Origin of the sequence: Exilibacterium tricleocarpae, assembly GCF_007004655.1 — a bacterium.
Lineage (GTDB): Bacteria > Pseudomonadota > Gammaproteobacteria > Pseudomonadales > Cellvibrionaceae > Exilibacterium > Exilibacterium tricleocarpae.
Genome location: NZ_ML660093.1, coordinates 119,974 through 143,932, shown reverse-complemented (window position 1 = coordinate 143,932; position 23,959 = coordinate 119,974). Strand labels below are relative to the sequence as shown.

The window sequence follows — 23,959 nt, the reverse complement described above, 5'->3', positions numbered from 1 at the left end:
ACCGTACAGTTTTGATCATTGCAAACTTTAAATCCCAAGACGTATGCGACGACCTATGAAAGAAATAAACGACAAAAAAACAACAACATCCCCAAAAAAACCACACCCAACAGAGCGCATTATCGACGCTGCTCGAACGCTGTTCTTCAAATATGGTGTAGCTGCCGTGTCTACTGACATGCTGGCAAAAGAGGCCAATATGTCCAAGGCCACCATGTATTCACGCTTTAAAAGCAAAGAAGAAATCTTAGTTGCAGTCTTGGATCATGAGTGTAAGCAGTTCTTCATTCCGGCCTTTGAAGCCATCGACAATGAAAAGGACTACAGACAAGCCTTTATCAATTTTGGCGTAAATCTGCTCCACTTCCTGGAAGACCCCAAAATTGTGCGGTTTGATCAGCTAATGCTGACGCAGGTTTTGGAAAATCCCGATATGTCAAAGTTGTTTTATAAACGCGCCTATGAAGTCACTTACAGCCATCTTGAAGATATGATTGCACATGGCCAAAAGAAAGGCTTTATCAAACGCAAGGAAACGCCTGAACTTTTAGCAGATCTTCTATTGAACAGTTGGGAAGGCAAAACCTATCAAAAGCTATTGTACGGTTTTAAAACCTCAAAATTCAAAGATCATAAGAAGCATATACAAACTGTTATGGCTATTATTCTTGAACTTTAGCGTGAATATTGCGTTAGCGATCCGGAATAACCGGCACCCCAGGTTAAAATGGTCAATCGCCTATCATTGCTTAAACCCAGTACTTGTTGACTCATATGACTCCCTTACTTGTTGAAAGGAGAGTATTTTACCCAACGGCGCGGGACTCCGGCACTCAGCACTTGGGGCGCCAACGGCTGCCAACGATCACAACGGATTGCGCTCCATCACTTCCGCTAACCGATTGGAGCCATTATTTTTCAACTGCTCAATTACTTGCTCTCGATCTCGCACCGTGCGATTTTGACTTAGTTTGTATTTGCACTGAATCTCAGTGATATGAATTTCAATACCGACAATGGCCTTGAGCATGGACGGACTGTATTCGGGCTGCCAAGGCGCGGGAAGACCGGATTCATATTTGCTGGTGAGCGCCTCAACTGCCTGCTTCAACGCCTCGATCTCACTGAACACCTTGCACCGCCCATAGATATGCGCTGCCTGATAATTCCATGTCGGCACACCGGGGCTTAGGTACCAAGACGGGGATATGTAATCATGGGGTCCCTGTAACGTTACCAAGACCTCTTGGCCCTCAATGTCACTGGCTTGGGGGTTTTCCTTTGCCAGGTGGCAAAGCAACTTGGTTCTGTCTTTCGACAATAAAAAAGGAAGATGCGTTGAAAACAGTCGCCCCGCTAAGTTGGAGGTAAGCTGGCCAAACCCATTTGCCTCAATGAACGCATATATTTCCTGTTGATTAGTTACCTCGAAATACTTGGGTATGTACATAATTTCCTCGCCTGAAAGACTCAAACGTTTATTAGTTGTGACTGAGCCCCGAGCCCCGGGACAGTTTACTTAACTCATTTTCACTTCAAAATTACGAAACAGGACAACTGTTGGGACAGCATAAGTAGGCTCGCTAAAAATATCAGTTTTGCTCTAAAGAGGTGAAAGCAATGCGATCAACCCTACATACCTCACTTGTCTTTAAAAGAAAAAAAAGTGTTCTGGCACTTCCACTTTCAAATATAAAATCCACTTCAAATTCAACAGTCTGCCTTATTGCGTCGTTGTTAAGATGCTCCGTTGTTAAGATGCCCCGTGGTTGTGCCGAAAAATGAAGGATTATTCACCAATACCACTTTCCCCATAGAGTTCAGCAGCCTTAACAGGTCTTGCCCACCGGAGGAGTTAAACTCCTTTAAGCCATTAGAAGTCAGATAGTGATCAAATTTTTTAATATCCCAGGAGGGAAAATCTTGAATTACCGCAGAGAGATACTGCCTGGCAGGTTCGGCAGCTTCCCTTATTTTCGTGGCTACAAGTGCCTGAAAAGAAAGGAATACAATAATAGACAACAGCGCTATTGCCACAGTGATTTTTTTATAATGCTTATACATAGCGTTATCTCAGTTGAAAAGCTTATAGTGCGTAAGCTACCTGACAAAAAATGAGACCCTTGAAGACTGACACAAACACTTGATACAAAAAGGGTTTGCCCTGCATATCCAGCCCCCTCCAGAGGCAGCCCCATCAATTAGCATTTCTTCGCTAAAGTACCGCCACTGGAAGTAGGTACTTTAGCTAAAGTAAGCGCTTTAAGCGACAGCAAGCGCTTCATGCAAGTGCCATCAAGGGCAATTTCCCCAAATTAAACCCTATTTTCATGTAAAAGCTAAAGGCAATTGAGTAAACTGTCCCGAATGGCACGGAAGGGGGGTCTGGCTCTGGCTAAGGCCTTCAGAAACTCTCGACAGCAGGGATGCTGTCGGGACCAAAAGTAGGCGCTTTAGGCGAGCTCCCAGGGATGGGTTCAGAGCGTGTTTCTGAAGGCCTTAGCCAGAGCCAGACCGTTCAAGTGGCACATATTTGCTTAAGGCAGTGCCATTCTAAAATGTCCCCGGAATACAGAATACCCGCTATCCCTGGAGTAATTCGATGAAAATATTTAACAAGCTTTTTATACTCGGTGTTGTGTTAGCGGCAAGTATGGGATGCTCACCCTCCAAAGCGCCCACGCTGGATACCGCACTTATCGAACAAGCGCAGATCACCAATCTCACCGCTACCGATGCCGCGTCTTTTACCGCCGGCCAGCCCACCGAAGCGCAATTTCAAACGCTGGCAGAAGCAGGTGTCAAACATATCGTTAACCTGCGCACCGCCGGTGAGCTGGACTGGGACGAGCAGGCGCATGTACAGTCGCTGGGCATGGAGTATCATCATATTCCTGTCGCCGGCGCGACTGGTGTCAACAGTGACAATGCGCGAAAACTACAGCAGCTCCTAAGCGGGCTTGACGGCGAGCCGGTGCTGGTGCACTGCGGCAGCGGCAATCGGGTGGGGGCACTGGTTGCGCTGGCAGAGGGTGAGACCAACGGCAGTGATATTGAGGCCGCCATCGCTGAAGGCAAGCGGTGGGGTTTAACGCGTCTGGAGCCAGTGGTCAGGGAAAAGTTGTCACAGTAGCCCCATCAGGTACCGCACTGTATCAATACTTGGGTGACAGCAATTTGACAGCCGGTACCCGCTATAGCCTATCTGTCTCTTGCAGGCAGCGCCTTAAGCTTTTACATCAAACCCCTCTTTTATTGCGGTTATGCTGCCTGTGGTCATCGTGACGATAATATCTTCAATGGTTTGCCTATCGGCCTTTTTTTCATCCAGGTAGCAGCCGGCGGCGGCCGGAAGCCCAAAGGAGATATCCACAGCGGGTCTTGCCTGCCGCATTGGCACCTCTTCCCTACCGAGAGCGGCCACACCGCCTGAGTCAACGATGCCCACTGAACAGTCTAAAATCTCACCCACTCGGGCCTCCGGCGACATCCGCGTAAATGTTTTCTTTTCAGTTCCCGTCGCCAATTCGATCATCCACTACTAAAAAATAGCCATGACGCTACCACAACGGCAGGACTAGCCAAGCCCCCCTTCCCGATACGTAACGTTCTTGCAATGTATCCACAAAAGTGCCGGCCTTACCATTAATGACGATAAATACAATATACATAGAAAAAAGATAGACCTTTGCCCTATTCACAGGCTACTTTAAGTATCTGAATAGATGTCAAGGACAGAAAATATATATTTTAATGACTTAATATCTACTTATTGAAAGAAAACTATTTATCTAAGTTAAATTTAAAAAATTCATATATATCAGTTATTTATATGCAGTAAATTTATAGAGACCCGCTATTTGAATACAATATCACCCTTTAAAAGTACGGAAATCAAAAGCAATTTGATATTTATTGACTTCTACAACAATAAAAACTTAAACTAGCCCAAATTAAATTAATAAATCGACGCGAGGAAAGCCTCATGGATTTGAATTTAAAGGGTAAACGAGCCATTGTAACGGGCGGCAGCCGAGGTATTGGCAATGCTATTTTGAACGTTTTAGCCAAAGAAGGGGCTTCCATAGCCACCTGTGCCCGGGGCTCTGAAGCGCTAAATAAAGCGCTGGGTGAATGGGAGGCCCAAGGCATCAACGCCTATGGCGAAGCCATTGATGTGACCGATACCGCCGCCTATACCCGCTGGCTGGAAAACGCCGCGAACCACTTAGGCGGCGTAGATATTTTTATCAGTAATGTCTCAACACGGATCAGCTCCCAAGGTGAACAACGCTGGCTCGACGCCTTCGAAACAGATTTCTTGCAGCATATGCGGGCTACCGAATTGGTTATCCCCTTTCTACAAAAAAGTGATGCCGGCTCTCTTGTTTTCATTTCAAGTATCGCCTCCGTCATGGCTAACATTATCCCCCAGGAAAGGGAGTACGGCGTGATGAAAGCCGCATTGAACGCCTACGCCGCACAGCTCGCTCACCGCCTTGCCGAAAATGGCATTAGGTCTAACTTTGTGACACCGGGGCCGATAAATTTTGAAGGGGGGTTTTGGGCTCAAGTCAAACAGGCAGATCCCGCACTCTTTGAACGCGCCAGCCAAATATCTGCCCTGCAGCGCCACGGAACACCGCAGGAAGTGGCCAATGCGGTAGCATTTTTAGCAAGCCCTGCCGCCTCCTATATTACCGGTGCAAACCTCCGGGTCGACGGTGGCGCCCTCAAACATACACACTATTAAAATCTCACCTTTCCATACGATTGCGACAGGGCATTGTGGAGCTGGAGTGATGCGGCCATCACCCAATGCCTTATCGATGGCTTGCAAGCGTATAGGCAATCACATAACCGCCTTTTCCGTCATCTCATAGCGCATCATCTTGTACTCTATCCGGCATACGAGCTGATCGAGCGGGATGAGGCCTCACATATCCTTTTCATATCGAAAAGGGTGGAAGTTAGGTAACGGTGAGGCGGGTTGCGTAGGAAAAAAGTATTCTAGTGCTTCGACAAATAAAGATTTTCACCTAAAACGGCTTCTGGTGTCCTTAGCTGACACGGTCTCAATCAGGGGGGGCGCCTAGCCTATAACCCTTCGGGACTCGCCGTGAATACATCCCTGTAGGCTCTTCGCCAGCATCCCTGCTGGCGAAGGTCCCGAAGGGCTACGCCCGGATCGAGACCTTAGTGCCACCGAAGTGAAAATATTTTCTGGTCAAAGCACTAGTAAAACAATACCGGCAAAGACGTAACAGCACATTTTAAGTACCATTGCCTGAAAAGTTCTGCGATGAAAGTACAGAGTCATCCGGCAATTGTTGAAAGCCCAATAAATTTCCATCAGGGTCCCGACCAAACATGACTTTACCGCCGTCCATCGGCTTGTCTTCAACGACAACGGTACCGCCTGCAGCGATAAGTCTTTCGCTCGCTGCGTCTAAATCAACAACATCAAAGACAATCATATTATAGCCATGAGCATCCGCCGGGCGGGGCGCATCCGCAAGCTCGGTTGGGTGACTGACATACTGAATGATCTCCAACTCGAGATTTCGGACTTGAAACCAGGCAAATTTCAGCTTGCTGCCGGGAAGACCGGAAACCATATCCACCTTTTCACCGGACACGGGAAACCAGTTACCAACCCGGCGCGGATTCTCCTCCTGTAACAGAATGGAATAGAACTTCGCCGCGCGATCAACATCCGGTGTCGCCAGTGATATGTGTCGAATTCGATAGTCATTCTCCGGCGGCGTGTCGAGATCAAGAGCTTCAAAATTCACGTGCTCAATCTCTATAATTGCCTGGTCAAAATCACGCCCATAAGCATAAGAAACGGGACTAGCCGGATTTAGCTGAGCCATTTCACGATCGCCAATCGCGACGCCCCCAGCTTCAAGAAAGCGCTGGTAGGACTTGGTTTCCTTATTTACTTGAAAACACAAGTGAGCAATGCCGGGACCGTACACCTCCACTTGACCGGCCGACACTGCCGCTGCAGATGGATTTTCAAACTCCATAAGGCGAAGCTGTGCGTTCACACTTCTCATAAGTTTTGTCGAGGCTTTAGCACCGGTTCGATCGACAAGCGCATCAATCACGGGATGATGATGAAACTCTCCATTTTCAACACTTTCCAGATCGGCTATCTCTCGATAAAAATTCGCAGATCGTTCGATGTCACTAACAGCGACGCCAACATAGTGAACTCCACGAACAACTGCGTCATCCGGCCTTCCCGGCTCACCGCTGGAACAACCAGCCAAGGTCATAACACTCAAAAGGGCCAAAAGAATATTGCGCATAAAAATTCCTTTAATAAACGAGAAAGTTGTCAGTAAAAATAAACCGCTTTAAAAACTCTACATTTCGCTGATGCAAAAACGACGACATCATGTCGTCGTTTTTCACTAAATACCGGTCACAGCCGGATCAAATCCGTAAGACCTGAATGATTTTTTAGTCCCAATGATAGTTAAACTCAACGCCGTAAGTGCGTGGGTCTAACAGACGTAATTTGCGAAACAACCCCACCAGCGCGGCTTCGGCACTACCACCGGTTATACCGTCGTCGTCAGTCACGTTTTTCACAAACGCTTCGACTTCCCACCGACCACCTGTCTCACTCAAGGTAAGGTAGAGGTCAGTCCGGTCCCACGCGTCGTAGGTGTAGTTATCAAACTCTCGCCCTTGAAACTCATCCTGCCAGTAGTAGTCAGCGCGATAGCGAAGTTCATACGTATCATTGAGCTGCTGAGTGTACTGAACGCCCAAGCTAAAAGAACTCTCCGGCGCATTGGGCAGATCATTACCTTCCACATCTTCCAGAATGGGTACTCCCCCAACGCTCCCCAGTGAAGTGTTAGGCAGAGGTAGTGAGGAAACAATTTCTGTATCCAGAATAGCCAGATTGGCATTGACCAATAAATTTTCAGTGATCAAATACAGTCCTTCCAGCTCAAAGCCTTGAATTTTAGCCTTTTCGGCATTGAAATTGACAGCCACACCTTCAATCAAGCCACCTACCTGATAATCTTTATAATCATAGTAAAAGGCGGCCGCATTCAACTGCATGCTATTGTTGAGCAGTTGGTTTTTCGCGCCTATTTCGATGGCATTAATATACTCCGGATCAAAAGTCTCCGATATAATATTTCCGGGGTTCAAACCGCCTCCTTTATAGCCTCGGGACAAGGTTCCGTACACAGTGGTGTCGTTGGTAAACGGTAGCTCTGTCCTCCAACTAAGGTTTATCTTGCCGGTAACCTCCTCCCAGCTTCCCTCGGCTGTTACAAAATTAGTAACCTCACCGAGGGTGTTGAAGCCAGCCGTCGACCTCTTTTCATCTTCGGTATAGCGCAAGCCCGTAGTGAGAATAAGATTTTCCGTTAAATCGTAATTAACCTCACCAAATACTGCTTGAGATTCAGAAGTTCGATCGCTCTCATTAGTGACCCCGCCAGTGATCAGACCGGCAGCAAAAGCAGGGTTGAGCGTATTGTGCAAGCCCGGTATATAGCTCGCCCCCCAAAAATCTACATCCTCTTCGAAATAGGATATACCCACAAGAAAATTGAGTGGCCCATCAAAACCCGAGGCGAGGCGAAATTCTTGAGCGAAGCTTTCGGACTCACTAATATTTCTTTGCGTTGACGCATAGTCAGTACGAGTCTGAAATTCGCCATCGTATAGATAGGTCAGCGCAGCCTCGGGAGTAGCAGGGGTGACATTAAAAGCGTCGGGCGCAGCTGCCAAATCGAAGTCTCGAAATTGATTGAACTCGCCATCTGCATAAGATGTAACAGAAGTCAGCGTCAAGTTATCACCAAGACTAATATTGACTTCCAACCCGGCAAAGAGCTCCTCCAACTCATAAGTAGGGTCCGTTTCAAGCCTGACAGTACGGTAGTCGCTCGGCGCCTCGCCATAGCGGTTCGGTTTTAGAATGCCGCCAAGCAGCAAGCCCGTATCGACACTGCCTATAAAATCTGCCGGATAACCAATTTCATCCTCAGTATCAGGCGCACAACCCAGGGTAGTATCCTGCTTACAGGCAACCTTCACTGCAGATTGTCGATCACTGTCCTCGTCGTAATACTGCACAATCAGGGTTGCCTCGTTATCCCCCCCAAATTCAAAACGGGTAGTGCTGCGAATAGACACCTGATCACGGCCGTCAACGTCAGTACCGTTAAATTCGTTCTCGGTGTAGCCATCACGCCTGACCGTATTAAAGGCAAAACGCTGGTAGACAGAGTCCGTTAGCGGCAAATTGACAACCCCCACGGTGCGTATCGATCCGAAATTCGCTACCTGAGCGGCCAGGTCTGCAGAAAAAGTCTCCGTGGGCTTGGCGGAAACCGTATTGATCACACCGCCGGTCGTGTTGCGCCCAAACAAAGTTCCCTGTGGACCGCGCAACACCTCGATTCGCTCCAAATCGTAAATCTCACCGGTGGGAGAAATAGCCATAGTATTGAAGGTGGAACTTACCGCTGGGTCAGCACCTCCCCCTAAAACACTCTGCCCTACGCCACGCAAGGTAATATTATCGTTCTGGCCAAGCATCAGATTCGGCACGGCAAACTGTAAATCCAGGCTATCTTCAATATTGGATCGCTCTAACGTACCGGCATCCAAAGCCGTTACCGCTATGGCTGTATCCTGAAGAGTAGCCTCCCGCTTCTCTGCGGTAACAATAATTTCCTCAAGCATAGCTCCAACGTCTTGCTGCGTCTGCGCGCTGATGGAAGCCGTATAGGTAGCGAGAAGTGCAAGGTAAACCTTGCTTTTTTTGTATAGCATCATCGTCTCCACATATTTTTATTATCTAATGACGCTAAATTAGAGTTTTACATCGCCTTAGTCAACACCTTACTGATCTTTAATACAATAATAGCGCCAAATTCTTAGCAAACACTCAATAAAAGAGTTATAAGCACTATCTTTTAATATGCAAAACTATAGTTTTTCTATACTAACCGTTAGTTTGGAAAGTGATAAGTACATAAAATTCAATAAGTTATGTGTTTTTAAATATAAATTTACAGAATGTCGGCGATTAGTGTAATCAAACTAACAATACTGACTAATAGTCATTAAATTTATAGCGAGCTATTAATGGTGGCTATAACTATAAAAGTTCGGCCCATGCAGAGAGTATCTATGAGAAAATCGCAATTTTTATTAGACAGAATGTCAACGTAGAGCGGACTCTGGAATAGAGATACCTGAATATCACGCAACCGCTTCAATAACCGGCACAGCCACTAGAACTCAACCCCGGGCCGTAAAAAAAGCTGAAAGAAAACGAGCGTTAGCACTAGTGCCGTGGCCGGACCGATTACGGTCGGAGGCTGATCATCGATTGCCGCTACAGGAGCCTGTGAGAAACCTGTACCCAGGATCATCCAGCTAACGCCGATAATGTTTACAACCATGGGCACGAATAGCACTTCGATCAGTTCACGGGGCATGCGAAAGGGGATAACCAGCGCTACAGCAATAATCGACACCAAAAGCAGATGGAGCGCGCTATTGCAATTGTAACGCGCTGGTTCCCCCCGAAAAGAAAACGGATAGATACGAGCAAGCGTTAAACCACTGACAGCCAGTCCCAGCACCGCCACTGCGAGAATGATCATCTTACCGGCCTGGCTGATCTGGAGAAAAGCAAGCGCGCGGCCCATGTCGTTTCCGGCAACTAAGGCCCCAATCGCAAGTTGTGTGAGCGCTTGATAGAGACCTTGAAAAGACATCCAGAAGAAAAACAGTCTCCAGGTTGCAGACGCGTTTCGAAAAACACGCAGCAGGGCAATGGACACCAACCCGCTCGTCAATGTTGCGATCGCGCCGGTACCCTGGAGTAGTTCAGCGATCTCTGCGTCACCGCTCCAGCTATGGTCGTTGTGGTAGAGAATGGGATTCAGGTCAGGCACCAGCGCCTTGGGAACCACCAAGCCAATTTCTTGAACAAAAAAAGTCAAATTGAAGCTTAAAGCGCAAAGTAAAATGCTGGCAGGAACCGACAGCATGATCTGACTTTCTGACCTTGGCGTTCGCCAGAGCATAGCAAAACCAATAAACAGCGGAACAAGACTAAGTGCTATTAATGTCAAAAACAGAATCTTCATATTCCAACTACCAGGAATGTCAAAACTTCACTCGAAAAATCCGGATGACAAAAAGTTATACTTTTCTGAATCCCAAAACAGTTTACTTAACTAAATTCTGTATTCATAAGACGATCAGAGAATTTCAGGTAAGCCGACCCCAGAACACCCGCAAGACCATATTTATCGACTTTACCGCTGCAGTGCCCGTTGAAGCCAACTTGTTTGCCACCTATTGTCATTTTGTAGCATTGGGGACACCTTTTGAAGTAATTGCACCCGAAAAACAGAAACAGGTGGTCTGTCCCCCATCACTCTCCTAGCGGGGTTAAATGCTTACCACTCAATCTGAATTTCCGTGCCGGTCTTTACCAAGCTCATGAATTCATCCATTTCAGAGTTGGTTATCGCGATACACCCATTTGTCCAATCGAAGCTCTGTGCTATGGGAGCGAGCCAACCCAGCCAGTTTCGCTGTCCATGAACCATAACAAAACCGCCCGGAGAGACTCCTTTAGCTTGAGCGAGCTTTTTGTCAGTTTCATTCGGGTAGCTGATATGCATCGCACGATAGAATGAAGAATCCTCCTTTTTGTAGTCGAGGGTGTAACTTCCTTCTGGAGTTTTCTCGTCACCCTCTTGCTGCTTGTGGCCCGCAGGATTTGCACCCAACGATATATGGTACTCCTTTATAACTTTCGCGCCACTCAAAAGATACATTTTACGCTCAGATTTATCGACCTTTACGAGATCAGCATCTGACCAAGCTGCATAACTAAAAAGTAAGAAAAGTAGTATGATAATTCTCATAACATCTAACGCCTACGGCAGCGGACTGATCCTGCACCAACGTCGCCATGCTTCTGATTGCCATGTTTATAGCCATTTATACATGACCAGCGCATCCACATACCCTTTTACTGGATGATTGAAAGCTTTAGGTAAGCAACCTACAGTTTTAAAACCAAGTTTATCCCACAACCGTACTGCACCCTCGTTACTTGATACTACAAAGTTAAACTGCATAGCTTTGTAGCCGAGTTCCTTGGCAACCTCTTGTGAGTGTTCACACATTAAGGTGGCGAGCCCTTTGCCCCTGGCCTGAGAAGCAACCATATAACCACAATTGCAAACGTGGCTTCCCGGGCCTGCTTGGTTAGTTTTTAAAAAATAGGTACCCAATGCTTTTCCACTCTCTTCAAAGAGGTAGGTCTTACGTGGAGTATTTAGCCAGATCTCCTCTGCCTGCTCTCTGGTTGTATCCACTTCATACGCATAGGTTTCTCCGGCTTTGACTACTTCGTGGAAAATAGGCCAAACTAAATCCCAATCTTCTGTTGTAGCTTCTCTGATATTCATATAATTTTAGTTTGAACCATTGAGGGCGACGTTTTGAGGTAACTTCACCCGAAAAAACGGAAAAATGTGGTCTGGCCCCATCACTCACGGCTTCCACAAAACTGCCTTACAAACTTAAGCTTACGGTGAGGAGAATCAGATCAACGCGTAGGTTTTCCTTTAACTGTGGTTGTTAAGTTTCCACGCCACCTACCCAAACAGAGCCTTTAGCGGTAGTACCTCAACAGGCTTTGCTGGCGTATGCATATTGTTCCATATCCAGTTGTGGTGTTCAATTACCTGTTCAGCACTTAAATGAGGCCGGTCACTTACCGTGTGACAATCAGAAACAGCAACAACGTTGTATCCGTGACTAACAGCCGCTCTAATTGTTGTATCAACACAAAAATCAGTTGCCCAGCCTGTAACCAGCAGTCTTATCTCATTGAATTGTTGTAGCCACTTGTTTAGGCTTGTGTTGTAGAAAGAATCATTAATAGTCTTCCTAATGACGACATCACGTTTATCCTGAGTAAGTGATGGTAGAATTTTCCATCCAGAGGAGAATGGCAGCAATCCCTCTTCTTCCGTTCCATCGTGTTGAATGAAAACCACTTTTCCGCCGTTTCGACGAACGTGCTCAGACAACTGATTTATTCGAGCAATAACATTATCGGAGTCATATTTTTCTCCTTTTGCAAACGATGCCACTTGCATATCAATGATAAGCAATATATCCACGATTTCCCCTAAACAATGATTGGTGAACTTAACGTCTCAATCAGTTGACGCGCTTATTGGCTTGAAGTTGGTTTGACATTTGTATATAAGTGCTTTCGTCCGGATATTTTCCATGAGGACCACTGATAGCTCTAGCGGAGAACAATGTCGAATCACACTCTCTAATACGTACATCATAGTCAGGGTCTGTGCCGGAGGCCAAAAGAAACGATACTATTTTAGGGCCTATATAAAGACTGATTTTTAACCACACACTCCGGGCCTGTTCAACAATTGGATACAGGTTTCGGCAGGCGAAACTTGTCCTTGTTTGCCATGTCTTTATATACTTTATGGCACCATTGTTCTAACTACACCTCCCAAAAAGCATTGTTGAGCAAACTACTTTCGTTTCAAGTGCCTCATTCTCTTCTTCTTGCTCCCTAATATAATCAATGAAAATATTCTTTTTATCAGGGTGTTTCTCGATCAGCTCTTGGCATCGCCTCTTAATATTTCTGTAAATGTACTCATCTGATTCTTTTATTTCATCTGTGTTAACAACAACCTCATCGATTAGTTTCATTCCAGCATCAGATGCTTGCTTAAGAATCACTGACTTTTTTTCCATTAAAGGGTGTGAATATTCACTCCCGTCATCGATATATCCATCATCAACAAATACTAGCCCGCTTTCTTTGATGCATTTTGAAGCTTTAGTTAATGTCGACTGATAATCACCAAGAACTGGGCCAATAGCACCAAGGATTATGATATCGTAATCTCTTAAATCATTAATTCTGACTCTTATGTCATCACATTCAAAGCAGCAATTTTCGTCAACATTGAATTTTTTTGCTTTATCTTTAGCCTCATCGATAAATTCCTCAACAGCATCTACTCCATGGCAATAACAGTTAAACTGTTTTGCCAATTTTATTAACACTGCCCCTTTCCCACATCCTAAATCGAGAACCTTAAGATTTGAACGATCAGTCGTGTATTTTTCCACTAATTTAAGTACGACTTCAGGAGATGCACCAATTTCCCATAAATCCTGTAAAATGTACGGCAAATACGGAAACAAATTACTATCTGCGCCATCCATAGCCATTACGACGCTTTCTTCAACTGTCTTCATCAATTTACCCACTCAGTTTTACACATAACGCTTTTTGAGAAGCCATGACGGTTACAAACAATTAACGAGGTCAGGCGTTTTAGCACCCCAAATCGGGATATTATTGCAAAGAGTATTGTTTAAGGTTCTTGTCTTCCAACACATTTTGACGTCTAACCCATTGATTTTTGGATTATATTTTTATAGAGCATTATTTTACCAGAGCTGAAATGCAATAGTTCACTTAGTGGGTAGTAGGCGGTTTTCATTTAAACGAGCCGTGGTATCTTGGCGATTGCCACCTACTGAAATCAACCCTAAATTTACCAGACCGGCTCTATTCACTGCAGATATTCCTGGAACCGACTTAAGTAAGCACAGGGCACACCGGCGGAGTCAGGAGAATTTGAAAAGAAAACTTGGTGAAGCTAAGGCGGCGGTGCGACGACTCGCTCGAACCGGGTTCTATCCCGCCTGCGGGGTAACAAAAAACCCCCGAGGTTAGTACTAACCTCGGGGGTTTAAATGTTTGGTGGAGCCAAGCGGGCGGTGCGGCCACTCGCTCGAACCGGGTTCGATCACGCCTGCGGGGCAATAAAAAACCCCAAGGTTAATGGCTAACCTTGGGGTTTTTTATACATTGGTGGAGCCAAGCGGGATCGAACCGCTGACCTCAACACTGCCAGTGTTGCGCTCTCCCAGCTGAGCTATGGCCCCGTAGTGCGTCGATCGATAACATCAACGGCAAAGAGGGGCGCATTCTACCATTCCCGCGACGCCTGTCAACTCCCTTACAACGGTCTCCGCGCTGGAATAACTGCTTGAATTGACTGCTGTTTTTCCAGGCCCGAGGCGGATTCCCACGCCGCCCCGACTACCCCTGACGCGCCAGGGCCCCGTAGGCTTTTTCAAGCTTCTTCAACTGCTTGTTCCCCAACTCACCGAAGCAGACCTTCAGGGCGTGACGCAGCCGCGCCCGGGTCATATCCGGACCCAACAACACCATGGAATCCATGACTGAAAAGGACGCCGTAGTACCGGCTACCGCTACAAACAACGGCACCAGGAAGTCCTTCAACTTGATATCCAGACGCCCCGCCAGCGCTTTGAGAGCCGCGAAAATCTGCTCCCGCTCCCACTCCCGCAGCGCTTCCAGGTCCCAGAGCGCAAACTGCAACACCTGCTTGAGCTGGTCCGGCTCCAGCTTGAGCCCGGCGAAATCGGCCTCCGCCAGCGGCAAAGTGCCCGCCGCCAGAAACGCAGCCAGGGGGGCAAAGTCGCTCAGGGTCTCCATCCGGGACTGGGTATGGGGCAGCACCCGCAGCAGATTCTCCCGATTGAACGCCCAGTCCTGCAGGCGATCGGCCAGTTGCTCGACACTCAGGTCCTCGCGAATCCACAGGCCGTTCAGCCAGGACAACTTCTCCACATCGAAGATCGGACCGCCGAGGGATACCCGCTGGATATCGAAGTTATCGATCATCTCCGCCAGCGTAAACTTCTCCCGCTCATCCGGCATCGACCAGCCCATACGGCCCAGGTAATTCAACAGGGCCTCGGGCAGAAACCCCATGCGCCGGTAGTACAAGATACTGGTCGGGTTCTTGCGCTTGCTGAGCTTGGACTTATCGGGGTTGCGCAGCAGCGGCAGGTGACACAATTGCGGCATCTCCCAACCGAAGTATTCATACAGCAGCTTGTGCTTGGGGGCTGAATTGATCCACTCCTCACCCCGAATGACATGGGTGATACCCATCAAGTGATCGTCCACCACATTGGCCAGGTGATAAGTCGGCAAACCGTCCGACTTGAGCAGAATTTGAGCATCCACCTGCCCCCAATCCAGCTCGACGCGCCCGCGCAGCATATCGTCAATCGGACAGGGCCCCTCCTCCTGCGGTACCTTCATGCGAATCACAAAGGGTTCACCGGCGGCCCTGCGCTTTTCCACCTCCGCCGCCGGCAGCGCCAACTCAGCGGGTTTGAGCGCGGTAAAACCGCCGCGGGCGCGACGCGCCGCACGCAGTGTCTCCAATTCCTCCGCCGTGCGGTAACAATGAAACGCATGCCCCTCGCGCACCAGTTGCTCGGCGTATTCCCGGTAGAGATCGCCCCGCTCACTCTGGCGGTAAGGCCCTTTATCACCGCCCACATCCGGCCCTTCATCCCATTCGATCCCCAACCAGCGCAGGCTGTCGAAGATGGCCTGTTCAGATTCGGGGGTCGAGCGGGCCCGGTCCGTATCCTCGATCCGCAACAGAAACTGACCGCCGTGGCGGCGGGCAAAACACAGGTTGAACAGGGCGATATAAGCGGTTCCCACGTGGGGATCACCGGTGGGCGAAGGCGCAATGCGGGTGCGAACGGTCATTGACTGGCGTGCTCTCTCTGATCAGTGGAACCTCAGCAGCAGGTCCGAGGTAAAGCGCCGGATTATAGCCTTTGTCCCGCGCCAGCCGCCAGCGACCCGGCAAGCGCGGAGTGCAGGGGCGGTATCCATCGCGTCCACAATCGGCACGCCTTCTCCTGCGGTCATACGACTGGTTCAAAAAACCAACAGATTAATTGATCCAATTCGCATTTTTTTACCGGGGCGGTAGGAACTTTAAGGAAAATCAGCCATCTTAGATTGCGAGAACACACTTTTTATCGTGAATCTTAACTCTCCCTCCTCTATTTAGTGTAGTTATATACATGTTAAGCCTCTAAAATCATTTTAGAGGCTTTTTTTATTGGCCCGCTTTACCTACTGATAAGCGTCTCCTTCTGTTTTAGCACCGCGACATTTTTCTGTCATATTGTCGTTTGCACGGCGTCATGTTGTTGTTTGCACGGCGCGCCCATAAGGCGCCGACAGCTAACCCAGCGCCTGCAGCCAATTGCGCAGTTCCCGGGTCCGCAAATCAAAGTCCAACACCGAGGCGCTCAATCCGTAACGCCAGCTCAATGCCAACTGGTCCGGTTTTTGATCGAGACTGTGAAAATCCCGCACCAGCGATTCCAGCGCCGGCAATGAGGTAAAAAAGCCGTCGGCGATCAGGCCTTCCCCATAGCGCAAAAAGATGGTGCCGATATCAAACAGACTGAACTCGGGGTGATACTGCACGCCCCAAAACCGCTTGTCTCCCTGTTCTATCACCACGGCCTGCACCTCGCTGATGGTGTTGCTCGCCAGCAACGTGGCCCCGGCGGGCAATTCCACCACCTCGTCGGTGTGGATCGCGACGGCATCGTAGACCGGTCCCTTGCCCGCCAGCAGCGGATGTTCGCCGCCCTGCTGATTGGCGCAGATGCCCCGGGCAATGCCCAGTTCGCGGCCGCGGGGGTTGGCGCGTACCCTTCCCCCCAACACTGTGCTGGCCACCTGCAAGCCCCAACAACTGCCAAATACCGGAATGCCACAATCGAAAACTTCGGCCGCCAGTGCCAGTTGGCGCTCCACCTCGGGCACAGCATCGTAGACGTGCAGGGCCGAACCGGTAATCACGGCGCCACGGTAGTCATCGGGGCCGAACGTCGGTTTCTGATAATCGTCATAGGCCGGCTGCACGATGGTGTACTGCACGGCGGGGTCGATGCGCCGCAGCACCGCTGCGTAGCCCTCGCCGGTAGCCATACCGCCCATGGCAGCCTGCTGCTGATTGGACTCGCGCTTGTTGCCATCGATAATCAATAGAGGTTTAGTGTTCATACAACGATACACTCTCGACATTGTGGTTTTAACAAACGGGTTTCAGTGATAGATTTTGGTGTCTCGGCTCAAGTCCTGGTTTCAGTGCCCGGTCGCGGAATCTGGACTCAACCCCTGATCTTACAACCTGGTCTTAAGACCTAGTCTTAAAACCTGATTTCTATAGCCGGTTTCAATAACCGGTTTCACTAGATTCCAACACCCGGCTACAACACCCTATTTTCCGGCAAACTCCAGAAACACCGCTTACAACTGCCCCTCGACAGCTCTGGTAAAAATCTCCGCATAGTGTCCGGCATCAAATCCTATAGGATTTCCCGCTGCACAGGGGTCTGTCGCCGCCAGCGAGCCTATATCATCGGCACGCCCCGCCGCTACTTGGATCTCGTCAAGGGTGTGGGGAATGGCCAGGGAACCTCGCAGTGCCAACACCCACTCAAACACCGCCTCGAAGCTGGATATCCCGGTTGCCGGCAAGTTCAGCACCCGGGCCAAAGGCACCATTTTATCTTCAATCGCCGCCCGGTTGGCCAGCATGACATAGGGCAACAGGATGGCGTTGGTAAGACCGTGGTGCACATTGAACAGCGCTCCGATGGCATGAGCGAGAGCGTGCACGGCGCCCAGGTCTTTTTGAAAAGCGGTGGCGCCCATGGTGGCCGCCGCCAGCATCTGCGTGCGCGCCTCGAGATCCCCGCCGTCGGCAAAGGCCCGGGGCAGACTGGCTGCCACCAGGCGCATGGCTTCCAGCGCTATGCCGTCAGCCATGGGATGAAACCCGGTGGCACAATAGGCCTCGAAACTGTGCACCAAGGCATCCATTCCGGTGGCGGCAGTCAGGTGCGGCGGCAGGCCCAGGGTCAGCTCCGGGTCGGCGATGACTCTGGGCGGCAACATCTGCGGATGAAAAATGATTTTCTTGACACGCGCGGCAGTGTCAGTAATCACCGCGGCCCGGCCGACTTCAGACCCGGTCCCGGCGGTGGTGGGCACGGCGATTTGGGGCGCTATGCTGTCGCCGTCGATACCGCTCCAGTCGTCCTCGGCGCCGCCGAGTTCCCACAGCGAAGCCGTCTGCCCGGCAATCAGGGCCAGGGTCTTGCCGACGTCGAGCGCGCTGCCGCCGCCCACCGAGACCACTCCATCGCAACTTTGGCCTTTATAGGCCGCCAGTGCGGCCGCCACATTCTCATCCACCGGATTTCCCTGCACCCCGGCAAATAATTCCGCGGCCAGCCCTGCCGCGCGACAGTCCTGCAAAACCCGGGCAATAAACGGCGCGGTTTTCAAACCGCTGTCAGTCACCACCAGCGGGCGGCGCATACCCAGGTCTGCACATGTCTGTGGCAATTGCGCGATGGCGCCGGGGCCAAAGGCGATCGAGGTCGGGTAATTCCAGGTCACTATAGTCATAAGGCAAGGGTCATAGGGCAAGCGTCATAAGACAAGGGTCGTAAGATAAGAGTCAGATAATTTCGAAATACCGCTGCAGCTCCCAATCGGTCACCGCTTTTCTGAACTCGCGCTCTTCCCAGATCCGCGTCTGGCTGAAATGCTCCACAAACTCACTCCCAAACAGCGCCCGGGCCGCGGCCGAGTCTCGCAACCGCTCGGCCGCCTCGTACAGAGTCTGCGGCAGCCGCAGTGCGCCGGGATGCGTCTGGTCATAGGCATTGCCAACAACAGCCGCGGTGGGCTCGATCTTGTCCTCTATGCCTTGTAAACCGGAGGCAATGGCCGCCGCCATGGCGAGGTAAGGGTTCATATCGGCGGCGGCTATGCGGTACTCCACCCGCTGGGATTTTTCACCACCGGGAATAACCCGCAACGCGCAGGTACGGTTCTCAATGCCCCAGGTGGCATCCAGGGGAGCCCACATACCGGGCACCATACGCCGGTAACTGTTGACCGTGCTGGCCACCATGGCCAGGAATTCCGGCATCAGTTGTTGCTGGCCACCCACAAACCAACGCTGGACAGCCGCCATGCCCTGGGCCTCGCCGGCATCGTAAAACGCATTGGCGCCGCTGTCTTTATGCTGCAGGGAGATATGAATATGCCCCGACTGCCCGGGATACTCGGACGACCACTTGGCCATAAAGGTGGCCATCATATCCAGCCGCTGGGCCCACACCTTGGTAAAGGTTTTGAACAGGGCCCCGTTGTCGGCCGCGGCCAGTGCCGTATCGTGAAGCAGCGCCGCCTCGATCACACCGGGTCCGGTTTCGGTGTGCAGGCCTTCCAGCGGCATCTCCATTTCCTGGCACAGTCGCAGCAGGTCGTGATAGATCTCCGCGTGCACTGAGTTGCGCAGCACCGAATAGCCGAAAAAACCCGGCGTGACGCTTTTGAGACTCTGGTAGTTCTTTTCCCGCACGCTGTGCGGCGTTTCCTCGAACAAAAAGAATTCGTACTCACAGGCCGCCTGCACCGCCAAGCCCATGGCGTCGGCTCGCTCCAACACCCGGCGCAGCACACCGCGAGGGCAGAGTTTTTCCGCCGCGCCGGTAAACTCGCCCAGCACCAGCAGCGTATCGGGCTCCAGCGGCAGCTCGCGGGCGGAATCGGGCACCAGCCGCACCGGCGCATCCGGGTACGCGGTGTGCCAGCCGGTAAACTTCACATTGTCGTAGAGCTGGTCGTTGCTGTCCCAACCCAGCACCACGTCACAGAAGCCGAACCCGGTGTCCAGGGCCGACAGAAATTTGTCCTTTTTCAGGTACTTGCCCCGCAGGACCCCGTCGATATCGAACACCCCGACCTTGATATACTCGATGCCGCGTTCGTCGATCAACTGCACAATATCCTGAGCGCTTTTGGCCATGGCCGCCTCCGCTAGCCTGTCACAGGCCCTAGATATAGCGCCGGTGGTGCTAAATGTCGAGCTTTAAGATACCGGCAGGATTGATTATTTTGCGCCACGGTGCGCTGCGAGTCCCAGGTGCTCGACCGGCGCCTGGTGAAAAGCGCCAGCGGTGTCAGTGAAAAGCGCTCTGTGGTGCGCGAACCGCCACACAGTCGGCGGCGATATTGGGAGGTAGAGGTGGCCCCGACCAACCGCGACTCCACGGGCTACTGCATGCTGCCCGGGCGCGAGGCCATGCAGGGGCGGATGCTGTTGGACCCCGCCGCGAGCTTCCGGACCGGCGAGATGACGGCATCGGAATGGTTGCAGCTCTAAGGCGTCACAGGGAGGCCGACCTGCGGGCAGCGGCGGGCTAAGGCACCAGGGCGGCCCTGACACGGCGCGCCAGCGCCAGCGCCGCCGTCAACCCGGGCGATTCGATACCGAACAGGTTGACCAAACCGCCGACCCCGTGCTGCGCCGCCGTGCTGATAACAAAATCGTGGGGCGCTTCACCGGCAGGCACCAGCTTCGGTCGAACACCGGTATAGTCAGGTTCTAACCGATCCGGCACCAGACCGGGGTAATAGCGCCGGATCGCCTCGATAAACAAGGGCTTGCGGCTTTCATCAAAACGATAGTCGCGCTCCCCCCACTGCACGTCGGGCCCGAAGCGGACCCGGCCCTGCATATCCAGGGTGACGTGAATTCCCAGGCCGGCGCGCCCGGCCACCGGGTATATCAGGCGCTGAAACGGTGCCTTGCCGCGCAGCGTGAAGTAGTGGCCCTTGGCATAATAGGCGGGCGGAATGGTGGCGGCAGGCAAGCCCTCGATACGCTGCGCGACCCTGACGGCATCGAGGCCGGCACTGTTCACCAGGGTGCGCGCGGTGATTTCCATCGGATCAATGCCGCCGACGCTGAGCCGCACGCCTTGATCGACGACTCGCGCGGCAATCACGGGCGCCCGGCACACCAGCAGGCCACCGTTGGATTCCAGATCACCCTGCAGTGACAACATCAACGCATGACTGTCGAGGATACCGGTGGACGGCGACAACAGTGCGCAGGTACCTGCCAGCGCCGGTTCCAGATGCTGCAGTTGCGGTTGTTCAATCCATTGCAGATCCTCGACACCATTGTCGCGAGCCGCCTGCCGATAGCCGAGCAGGGTCTCCCGCTCGCTGTCGGTGGTCGCCACAATAAGCTTACCGAGGCGCCGGTGGGGCAATTGCCGCTCGCGGCAGTAACGGTAAAGCCGTTCCCTACCCTCCACACAAAGCGCAGCCTTGAGCGAACCGCGGGGATAATAGATACCGGCATGAATCACCTCCGAATTGCGACTGCTGCTGTGGGTGCCCGCGGCCCGCGCCGCTTCCAGCACCAGCACCTCGCGACCACAGCGGGCCAGCTCCCGGGCACAGGCAAGCCCCACCACACCGGCGCCGATTACCACGCAATCGACCGTTTCCGTCACGGACGCACCACCTCTTTACACGCTAAAGGAATATACGCTGCAAATGAGTTCCACTCGCAACCGTCAATCAGTATAATCAATCGCACTTTACTGCAAACCCGATGTAAATGAACGCTGCTCGCCGCTTCCATAGCGCCTGGATCGCCAGCCTACTGTTAGTGCTGGCCCTCACGGCCGCCCAGGGACACGTCCACAATGACGATCTGTTCGCAGAGCCCTGCGCCATTTGCGCCCTCAGCGATCACGCCGACGCCCTGGTTGGCGGCGGCTATCAGCCATGGATACTGTCGGGGCCGCTGGTTTTCACCGCGGCACCTGTCGATCACACCGCCACCGAACGCTTTGGTCACTATCTCCCGCGCGCCCCGCCGCCTGCCTGAATCCGCAAACCCTTAACTTCATATTTATTGCGTGACCGGTATCCCGTTCACGCCAGTTTGCTATTAGGAATCAGGAGCTATTCATGCGCTTTGCAAAAGCTTTCTCGCCCGTACCCATGGCCTGTGTGTCCGTATGTACGCTGCTCAATATTACCGGCACCAATGCCGCGGTGCAGGCCAAAACCGGCTCGGCACTGCACATCGAAGAAGTCGAAGTCGTGGGCCACCCGCTGTCGGCCGAGGGCCTGGCCCAGGCCTCGGCGGTTCTGAGCGGGGAACAATTGTCCCGCAGCCTGCAGGCCTCTATCGGCGCCACTGTGGCCAATATTCCCGGTGTGCATTCGGCCTCCTTCGGCCAAGCGGTAGGCCGGCCGGTGCTGCACGGCCTGGGCGGCGCCCGGGTGCGGGTGATGGAAGACCGTATCGACACCCTGGATGTTTCCGTCACCAGTGCCGATCACGCCACCGCGATCGAACCTTTTATCGCCGATCGGGTGGAAATTCTCAAAGGTGCCAGCACCCTGCTCTACGGCTCCGGCGCCATCGGCGGCGTGGTGGATGTCCACACCGGCCGCATTCCCCACGAATTGCCGGAAAAAACGTTGACCGGTAGAGCCGAGGCCCGGGCCGACGACAGTGCCGAGACGCGCGTGGGCGCCCTGCGCCTGGACGGCGGCGCCGGCAGTTTTGCCTGGCACCTGGATGGCTTCTGGCGCGACGCCGACAACTATGAAATCCCGAACTTTGTCGAGTCGGCTCAACTGCGGGCGCTGGAAGAGGCCGAGGGCGAGGAACACGAAGAAGAGGAAGCCCGCGGCGAACTGCCGGGCAGCGAACTGGAAGTTAACGGCGGCGCGTTTGGCCTGTCGTATATCGGGGAGCGCGGTTTTGTCGGCTTCTCCGTCAGCCAATTGGATGCCGAATACGGTTTGCCGGGCGCTCACGGGCACGGGCACGAACATGAGGAAGAGGAACCCGGCATGGAGGAACATGAGGAGGAGGAAGGTAACCCCACCCTGGATATGGAACAAACCCGTATCGACCTCGAAGCGGGTGTGGAAAATCCTTTTGCCGGCTTTTCCAGCCTTAACGTGCGGGTCGGTATCAACGACTACGAGCATGCCGAGATCGAACCCTCCGGCGAAGTCGGCACCCTGTTTGAGAACGAAGCCTGGGAAGCGCGGGTCGAGTTGATGCATAAATCCGTCGGCGGCTGGGAAGGCGCCGTCGGTCTGCAATACAGCGATCGGGAATTCAGCGCGCTGGGGGAAGAAGCATTTTTATCGCCGGTCGATACCGAGTCGATCGGCCTGTTCTGGGTGGGCGAGCGGGATATCGCCGACTGGCATATAGAGACGGGCCTGCGCGTCGAGACGGTCGAGCACCGGCCATCCGACAGCGGCCTCGCCGACACCGACTTTACCAATGTCAGCGGTTCCCTGGGTGCGATCATCCCCCTGACGTCAGACTGGACGCTGAGCCTGCAGAGCGACTATTCATCCCGCGCGCCGGTCAGCGAAGAGCTTTACTCCAACGGCGCTCACCTGGCTGCCGGGACGTTCGAGATCGGCGATGCCAGTCTCGACGAAGAAACGGCGTTCAACCTCTCCGCCACCCTCCGTTACGCCGGCTCTAACTGGTACCTCGCCGGCACACTGTACCGCACCGACTTCAGCGACTTTATCTACCGCTTCAATACCGGCCTCGAAGAGGACGAGCTGCCGGTGTTGCGCTACACCCAGGAGGATGCCGTCTTTACCGGTTTCGAAGCCGAGGCGAAAGCCATAGTGCACCAGTGGGGCGACGGCCAGCTCAGCGTCAAAGCCATGTTCGACACGGTAACGGCGGAGCTGGATATCAGCGGTAACGACAACCTGCCGCGCATTCCTCCCACCCGCTACGGCCTGGGCCTGGCCGCCAACTGGGGAGTGGTCAACGCGAGCCTGGACTATACCCGGGTGGATGAGCAGGACGACGTGGCGGAACTCGAATTGCCCACCGATGCCTACGACGACGTGCGGGCCTATGTCGGCGCACAGTTTCCACTGGAGCAAACCACGCTGACGGTATTTTTGCAGGGCCGCAACCTTACCGATGAGGAGCAGCGCAACCACGTGTCCTTTATCAAGGATTTTGCCCCGGCACCCGGACGCACGCTGGAAGCAGGATTGCGTTTCACGTTCTAGCCGCAACCGGCAGGCCGATCGTTATCTTCGGGTGGCGATTGGCCTGGCGACATTTTTTGCAAGCGCACAACACCCGTC

21 protein-coding genes and 1 tRNA gene are annotated in these 23,959 nt (G+C 52.2%); 6 read left to right on the top strand and 16 right to left on the bottom strand.

Translation table 11 applies throughout. From position 1 onward, the window contains the following. Positions 1-55 precede the first annotated feature (55 nt). Complete coding sequence (locus tag FKG94_RS12215) at positions 56-679, top strand: TetR/AcrR family transcriptional regulator (protein ID WP_179957615.1); 624 nt, start codon at positions 56-58, stop codon at positions 677-679. Positions 680-865: 186 nt separating this feature from the next. Here the strand turns inward: FKG94_RS12215 and FKG94_RS12210 are convergent, their stop codons facing one another. Beyond that, a complete protein-coding gene (locus FKG94_RS12210) occupies positions 866-1,450 on the bottom strand; it encodes an FMN-binding negative transcriptional regulator (RefSeq protein ID WP_142904613.1) in 585 nt (194 codons plus the stop codon). Between the two features lie 287 nt (positions 1,451-1,737). Beyond that, positions 1,738-2,064, bottom strand: a complete 327-nt coding sequence (locus FKG94_RS12205) for a hypothetical protein (RefSeq protein WP_142904612.1) — start codon at positions 2,062-2,064, stop codon at positions 1,738-1,740. A gap of 538 nt (positions 2,065-2,602) precedes the next feature. On the opposite strand from FKG94_RS12205, the gene FKG94_RS12200 reads away from it, so the two are divergent. Continuing rightward, positions 2,603-3,133: a protein tyrosine phosphatase family protein gene (locus tag FKG94_RS12200; RefSeq protein WP_142904611.1), complete on the top strand. Its 531-nt coding sequence runs from the start codon at positions 2,603-2,605 to the stop codon at positions 3,131-3,133. A gap of 93 nt (positions 3,134-3,226) precedes the next feature. On the opposite strand, the gene FKG94_RS12195 is transcribed toward FKG94_RS12200, so the two are convergent. Continuing rightward, positions 3,227-3,535: a hypothetical protein gene (locus FKG94_RS12195; protein WP_142904610.1), complete on the bottom strand. Its 309-nt coding sequence runs from the start codon at positions 3,533-3,535 to the stop codon at positions 3,227-3,229. Positions 3,536-3,985: 450 nt separating this feature from the next. On the opposite strand from FKG94_RS12195, the gene FKG94_RS12190 reads away from it, so the two are divergent. Beyond that, positions 3,986-4,753, top strand: a complete 768-nt coding sequence (locus tag FKG94_RS12190) for an SDR family NAD(P)-dependent oxidoreductase (RefSeq protein WP_142904609.1) — start codon at positions 3,986-3,988, stop codon at positions 4,751-4,753. Between the two features lie 520 nt (positions 4,754-5,273). Here the strand turns inward: FKG94_RS12190 and FKG94_RS12185 are convergent. The 12 genes from FKG94_RS12185 to FKG94_RS12130 form a co-directional block, all read right to left on the bottom strand. Then, entirely contained in the window at positions 5,274-6,317 is a 1,044-nt protein-coding gene (locus FKG94_RS12185) for a VOC family protein (RefSeq protein ID WP_142904608.1), read from the bottom strand. Between the two features lie 154 nt (positions 6,318-6,471). After that, entirely contained in the window at positions 6,472-8,820 is a 2,349-nt protein-coding gene (locus FKG94_RS12180) for a TonB-dependent receptor (protein ID WP_142904607.1), read from the bottom strand. Between the two features lie 461 nt (positions 8,821-9,281). Beyond that, positions 9,282-10,145, bottom strand: a complete 864-nt coding sequence (locus FKG94_RS12175) for a hypothetical protein (protein ID WP_142904606.1) — start codon at positions 10,143-10,145, stop codon at positions 9,282-9,284. Positions 10,146-10,460: 315 nt separating this feature from the next. Next, a complete protein-coding gene (locus FKG94_RS12170; protein WP_142904605.1) occupies positions 10,461-10,934 on the bottom strand; it encodes a L,D-transpeptidase family protein in 474 nt (157 codons plus the stop codon). A gap of 66 nt (positions 10,935-11,000) precedes the next feature. Beyond that, the gene (locus FKG94_RS12165; RefSeq protein WP_142904604.1) at positions 11,001-11,483 is read right to left on the bottom strand and encodes a GNAT family N-acetyltransferase; all 483 of its coding nucleotides are present in this window, start codon (positions 11,481-11,483) and stop codon (positions 11,001-11,003) included. Between the two features lie 189 nt (positions 11,484-11,672). Further along, positions 11,673-12,203: an isochorismatase family protein gene (locus FKG94_RS12160; protein ID WP_142904603.1), complete on the bottom strand. Its 531-nt coding sequence runs from the start codon at positions 12,201-12,203 to the stop codon at positions 11,673-11,675. A gap of 346 nt (positions 12,204-12,549) precedes the next feature. Next, a complete protein-coding gene (locus tag FKG94_RS12155; protein WP_142904602.1) occupies positions 12,550-13,323 on the bottom strand; it encodes an SAM-dependent methyltransferase in 774 nt (257 codons plus the stop codon). A gap of 620 nt (positions 13,324-13,943) precedes the next feature. Next, positions 13,944-14,019, bottom strand: a tRNA-Ala gene (locus tag FKG94_RS12150). Positions 14,020-14,176: 157 nt separating this feature from the next. After that, on the bottom strand, positions 14,177-15,673 hold the full coding sequence (gene gltX / locus FKG94_RS12145) for a glutamate--tRNA ligase (RefSeq protein ID WP_142904601.1): 1,497 nt from the start codon (positions 15,671-15,673) through the stop codon (positions 14,177-14,179). Positions 15,674-16,159: 486 nt separating this feature from the next. Beyond that, positions 16,160-16,993 (bottom strand): type 1 glutamine amidotransferase, encoded by an 834-nt coding sequence (locus FKG94_RS12140; RefSeq protein WP_179957614.1) that lies wholly within the window; start codon positions 16,991-16,993, stop codon positions 16,160-16,162. Positions 16,994-17,239: 246 nt separating this feature from the next. After that, positions 17,240-18,406, bottom strand: coding sequence for an iron-containing alcohol dehydrogenase (locus tag FKG94_RS12135; protein ID WP_142904599.1), 1,167 nt, complete (start codon positions 18,404-18,406; stop codon positions 17,240-17,242). Between the two features lie 52 nt (positions 18,407-18,458). Next, complete coding sequence (locus FKG94_RS12130) at positions 18,459-19,817, bottom strand: glutamine synthetase family protein (protein WP_142904598.1); 1,359 nt, start codon at positions 19,815-19,817, stop codon at positions 18,459-18,461. A 99-nt stretch (positions 19,818-19,916) separates the two neighbouring features. On the opposite strand from FKG94_RS12130, the gene FKG94_RS12125 reads away from it, so the two are divergent. After that, complete coding sequence (locus tag FKG94_RS12125; protein ID WP_142904597.1) at positions 19,917-20,174, top strand: RimK/LysX family protein; 258 nt, start codon at positions 19,917-19,919, stop codon at positions 20,172-20,174. A 37-nt stretch (positions 20,175-20,211) separates the two neighbouring features. On the opposite strand, the gene FKG94_RS12120 is transcribed toward FKG94_RS12125, so the two are convergent. Then, the gene (locus tag FKG94_RS12120; RefSeq protein WP_142904596.1) at positions 20,212-21,315 is read right to left on the bottom strand and encodes an NAD(P)/FAD-dependent oxidoreductase; all 1,104 of its coding nucleotides are present in this window, start codon (positions 21,313-21,315) and stop codon (positions 20,212-20,214) included. A gap of 107 nt (positions 21,316-21,422) precedes the next feature. Between FKG94_RS12120 and FKG94_RS12115 the strand changes: the two genes are divergently transcribed. Both FKG94_RS12115 and FKG94_RS12110 read left to right on the top strand, forming a co-directional pair. Continuing rightward, the gene (locus tag FKG94_RS12115) at positions 21,423-21,695 is read left to right on the top strand and encodes a hypothetical protein (RefSeq protein ID WP_142904595.1); all 273 of its coding nucleotides are present in this window, start codon (positions 21,423-21,425) and stop codon (positions 21,693-21,695) included. Between the two features lie 83 nt (positions 21,696-21,778). Further along, positions 21,779-23,881, top strand: coding sequence for a TonB-dependent receptor (locus FKG94_RS12110; protein ID WP_142904594.1), 2,103 nt, complete (start codon positions 21,779-21,781; stop codon positions 23,879-23,881). Positions 23,882-23,959: the final 78 nt, after the last annotated feature.

Excerpts from the sequence above, each read along its gene's own strand:
- FKG94_RS12215 (WP_179957615.1), top strand. The coding sequence starts at position 56 with ATGAAAGAAATAAACGACAAAAAAACAACAACATCCCCAAAAAAACCA.
- FKG94_RS12210 (WP_142904613.1), bottom strand. The coding sequence starts at position 1,450 with ATGTACATACCCAAGTATTTCGAGGTAACTAATCAACAGGAAATATAT.
- FKG94_RS12205 (WP_142904612.1), bottom strand. The coding sequence starts at position 2,064 with ATGTATAAGCATTATAAAAAAATCACTGTGGCAATAGCGCTGTTGTCT.
- FKG94_RS12200 (WP_142904611.1), top strand. The coding sequence starts at position 2,603 with ATGAAAATATTTAACAAGCTTTTTATACTCGGTGTTGTGTTAGCGGCA.
- FKG94_RS12195 (WP_142904610.1), bottom strand. The coding sequence starts at position 3,535 with ATGATCGAATTGGCGACGGGAACTGAAAAGAAAACATTTACGCGGATG.
- FKG94_RS12190 (WP_142904609.1), top strand. The coding sequence starts at position 3,986 with ATGGATTTGAATTTAAAGGGTAAACGAGCCATTGTAACGGGCGGCAGC.
- FKG94_RS12185 (WP_142904608.1), bottom strand. The coding sequence starts at position 6,317 with ATGCGCAATATTCTTTTGGCCCTTTTGAGTGTTATGACCTTGGCTGGT.
- FKG94_RS12180 (WP_142904607.1), bottom strand. The coding sequence starts at position 8,820 with ATGATGCTATACAAAAAAAGCAAGGTTTACCTTGCACTTCTCGCTACC.
- FKG94_RS12175 (WP_142904606.1), bottom strand. The coding sequence starts at position 10,145 with ATGAAGATTCTGTTTTTGACATTAATAGCACTTAGTCTTGTTCCGCTG.
- FKG94_RS12170 (WP_142904605.1), bottom strand. The coding sequence starts at position 10,934 with ATGAGAATTATCATACTACTTTTCTTACTTTTTAGTTATGCAGCTTGG.
- FKG94_RS12165 (WP_142904604.1), bottom strand. The coding sequence starts at position 11,483 with ATGAATATCAGAGAAGCTACAACAGAAGATTGGGATTTAGTTTGGCCT.
- FKG94_RS12155 (WP_142904602.1), bottom strand. The coding sequence starts at position 13,323 with ATGAAGACAGTTGAAGAAAGCGTCGTAATGGCTATGGATGGCGCAGAT.
- gltX (WP_142904601.1), bottom strand. The coding sequence starts at position 15,673 with ATGACCGTTCGCACCCGCATTGCGCCTTCGCCCACCGGTGATCCCCAC.
- FKG94_RS12140 (WP_179957614.1), bottom strand. The coding sequence starts at position 16,993 with ATGAACACTAAACCTCTATTGATTATCGATGGCAACAAGCGCGAGTCC.
- FKG94_RS12135 (WP_142904599.1), bottom strand. The coding sequence starts at position 18,406 with ATGACTATAGTGACCTGGAATTACCCGACCTCGATCGCCTTTGGCCCC.
- FKG94_RS12130 (WP_142904598.1), bottom strand. The coding sequence starts at position 19,817 with ATGGCCAAAAGCGCTCAGGATATTGTGCAGTTGATCGACGAACGCGGC.
- FKG94_RS12115 (WP_142904595.1), top strand. The coding sequence starts at position 21,423 with ATGAACGCTGCTCGCCGCTTCCATAGCGCCTGGATCGCCAGCCTACTG.
- FKG94_RS12110 (WP_142904594.1), top strand. The coding sequence starts at position 21,779 with ATGCGCTTTGCAAAAGCTTTCTCGCCCGTACCCATGGCCTGTGTGTCC.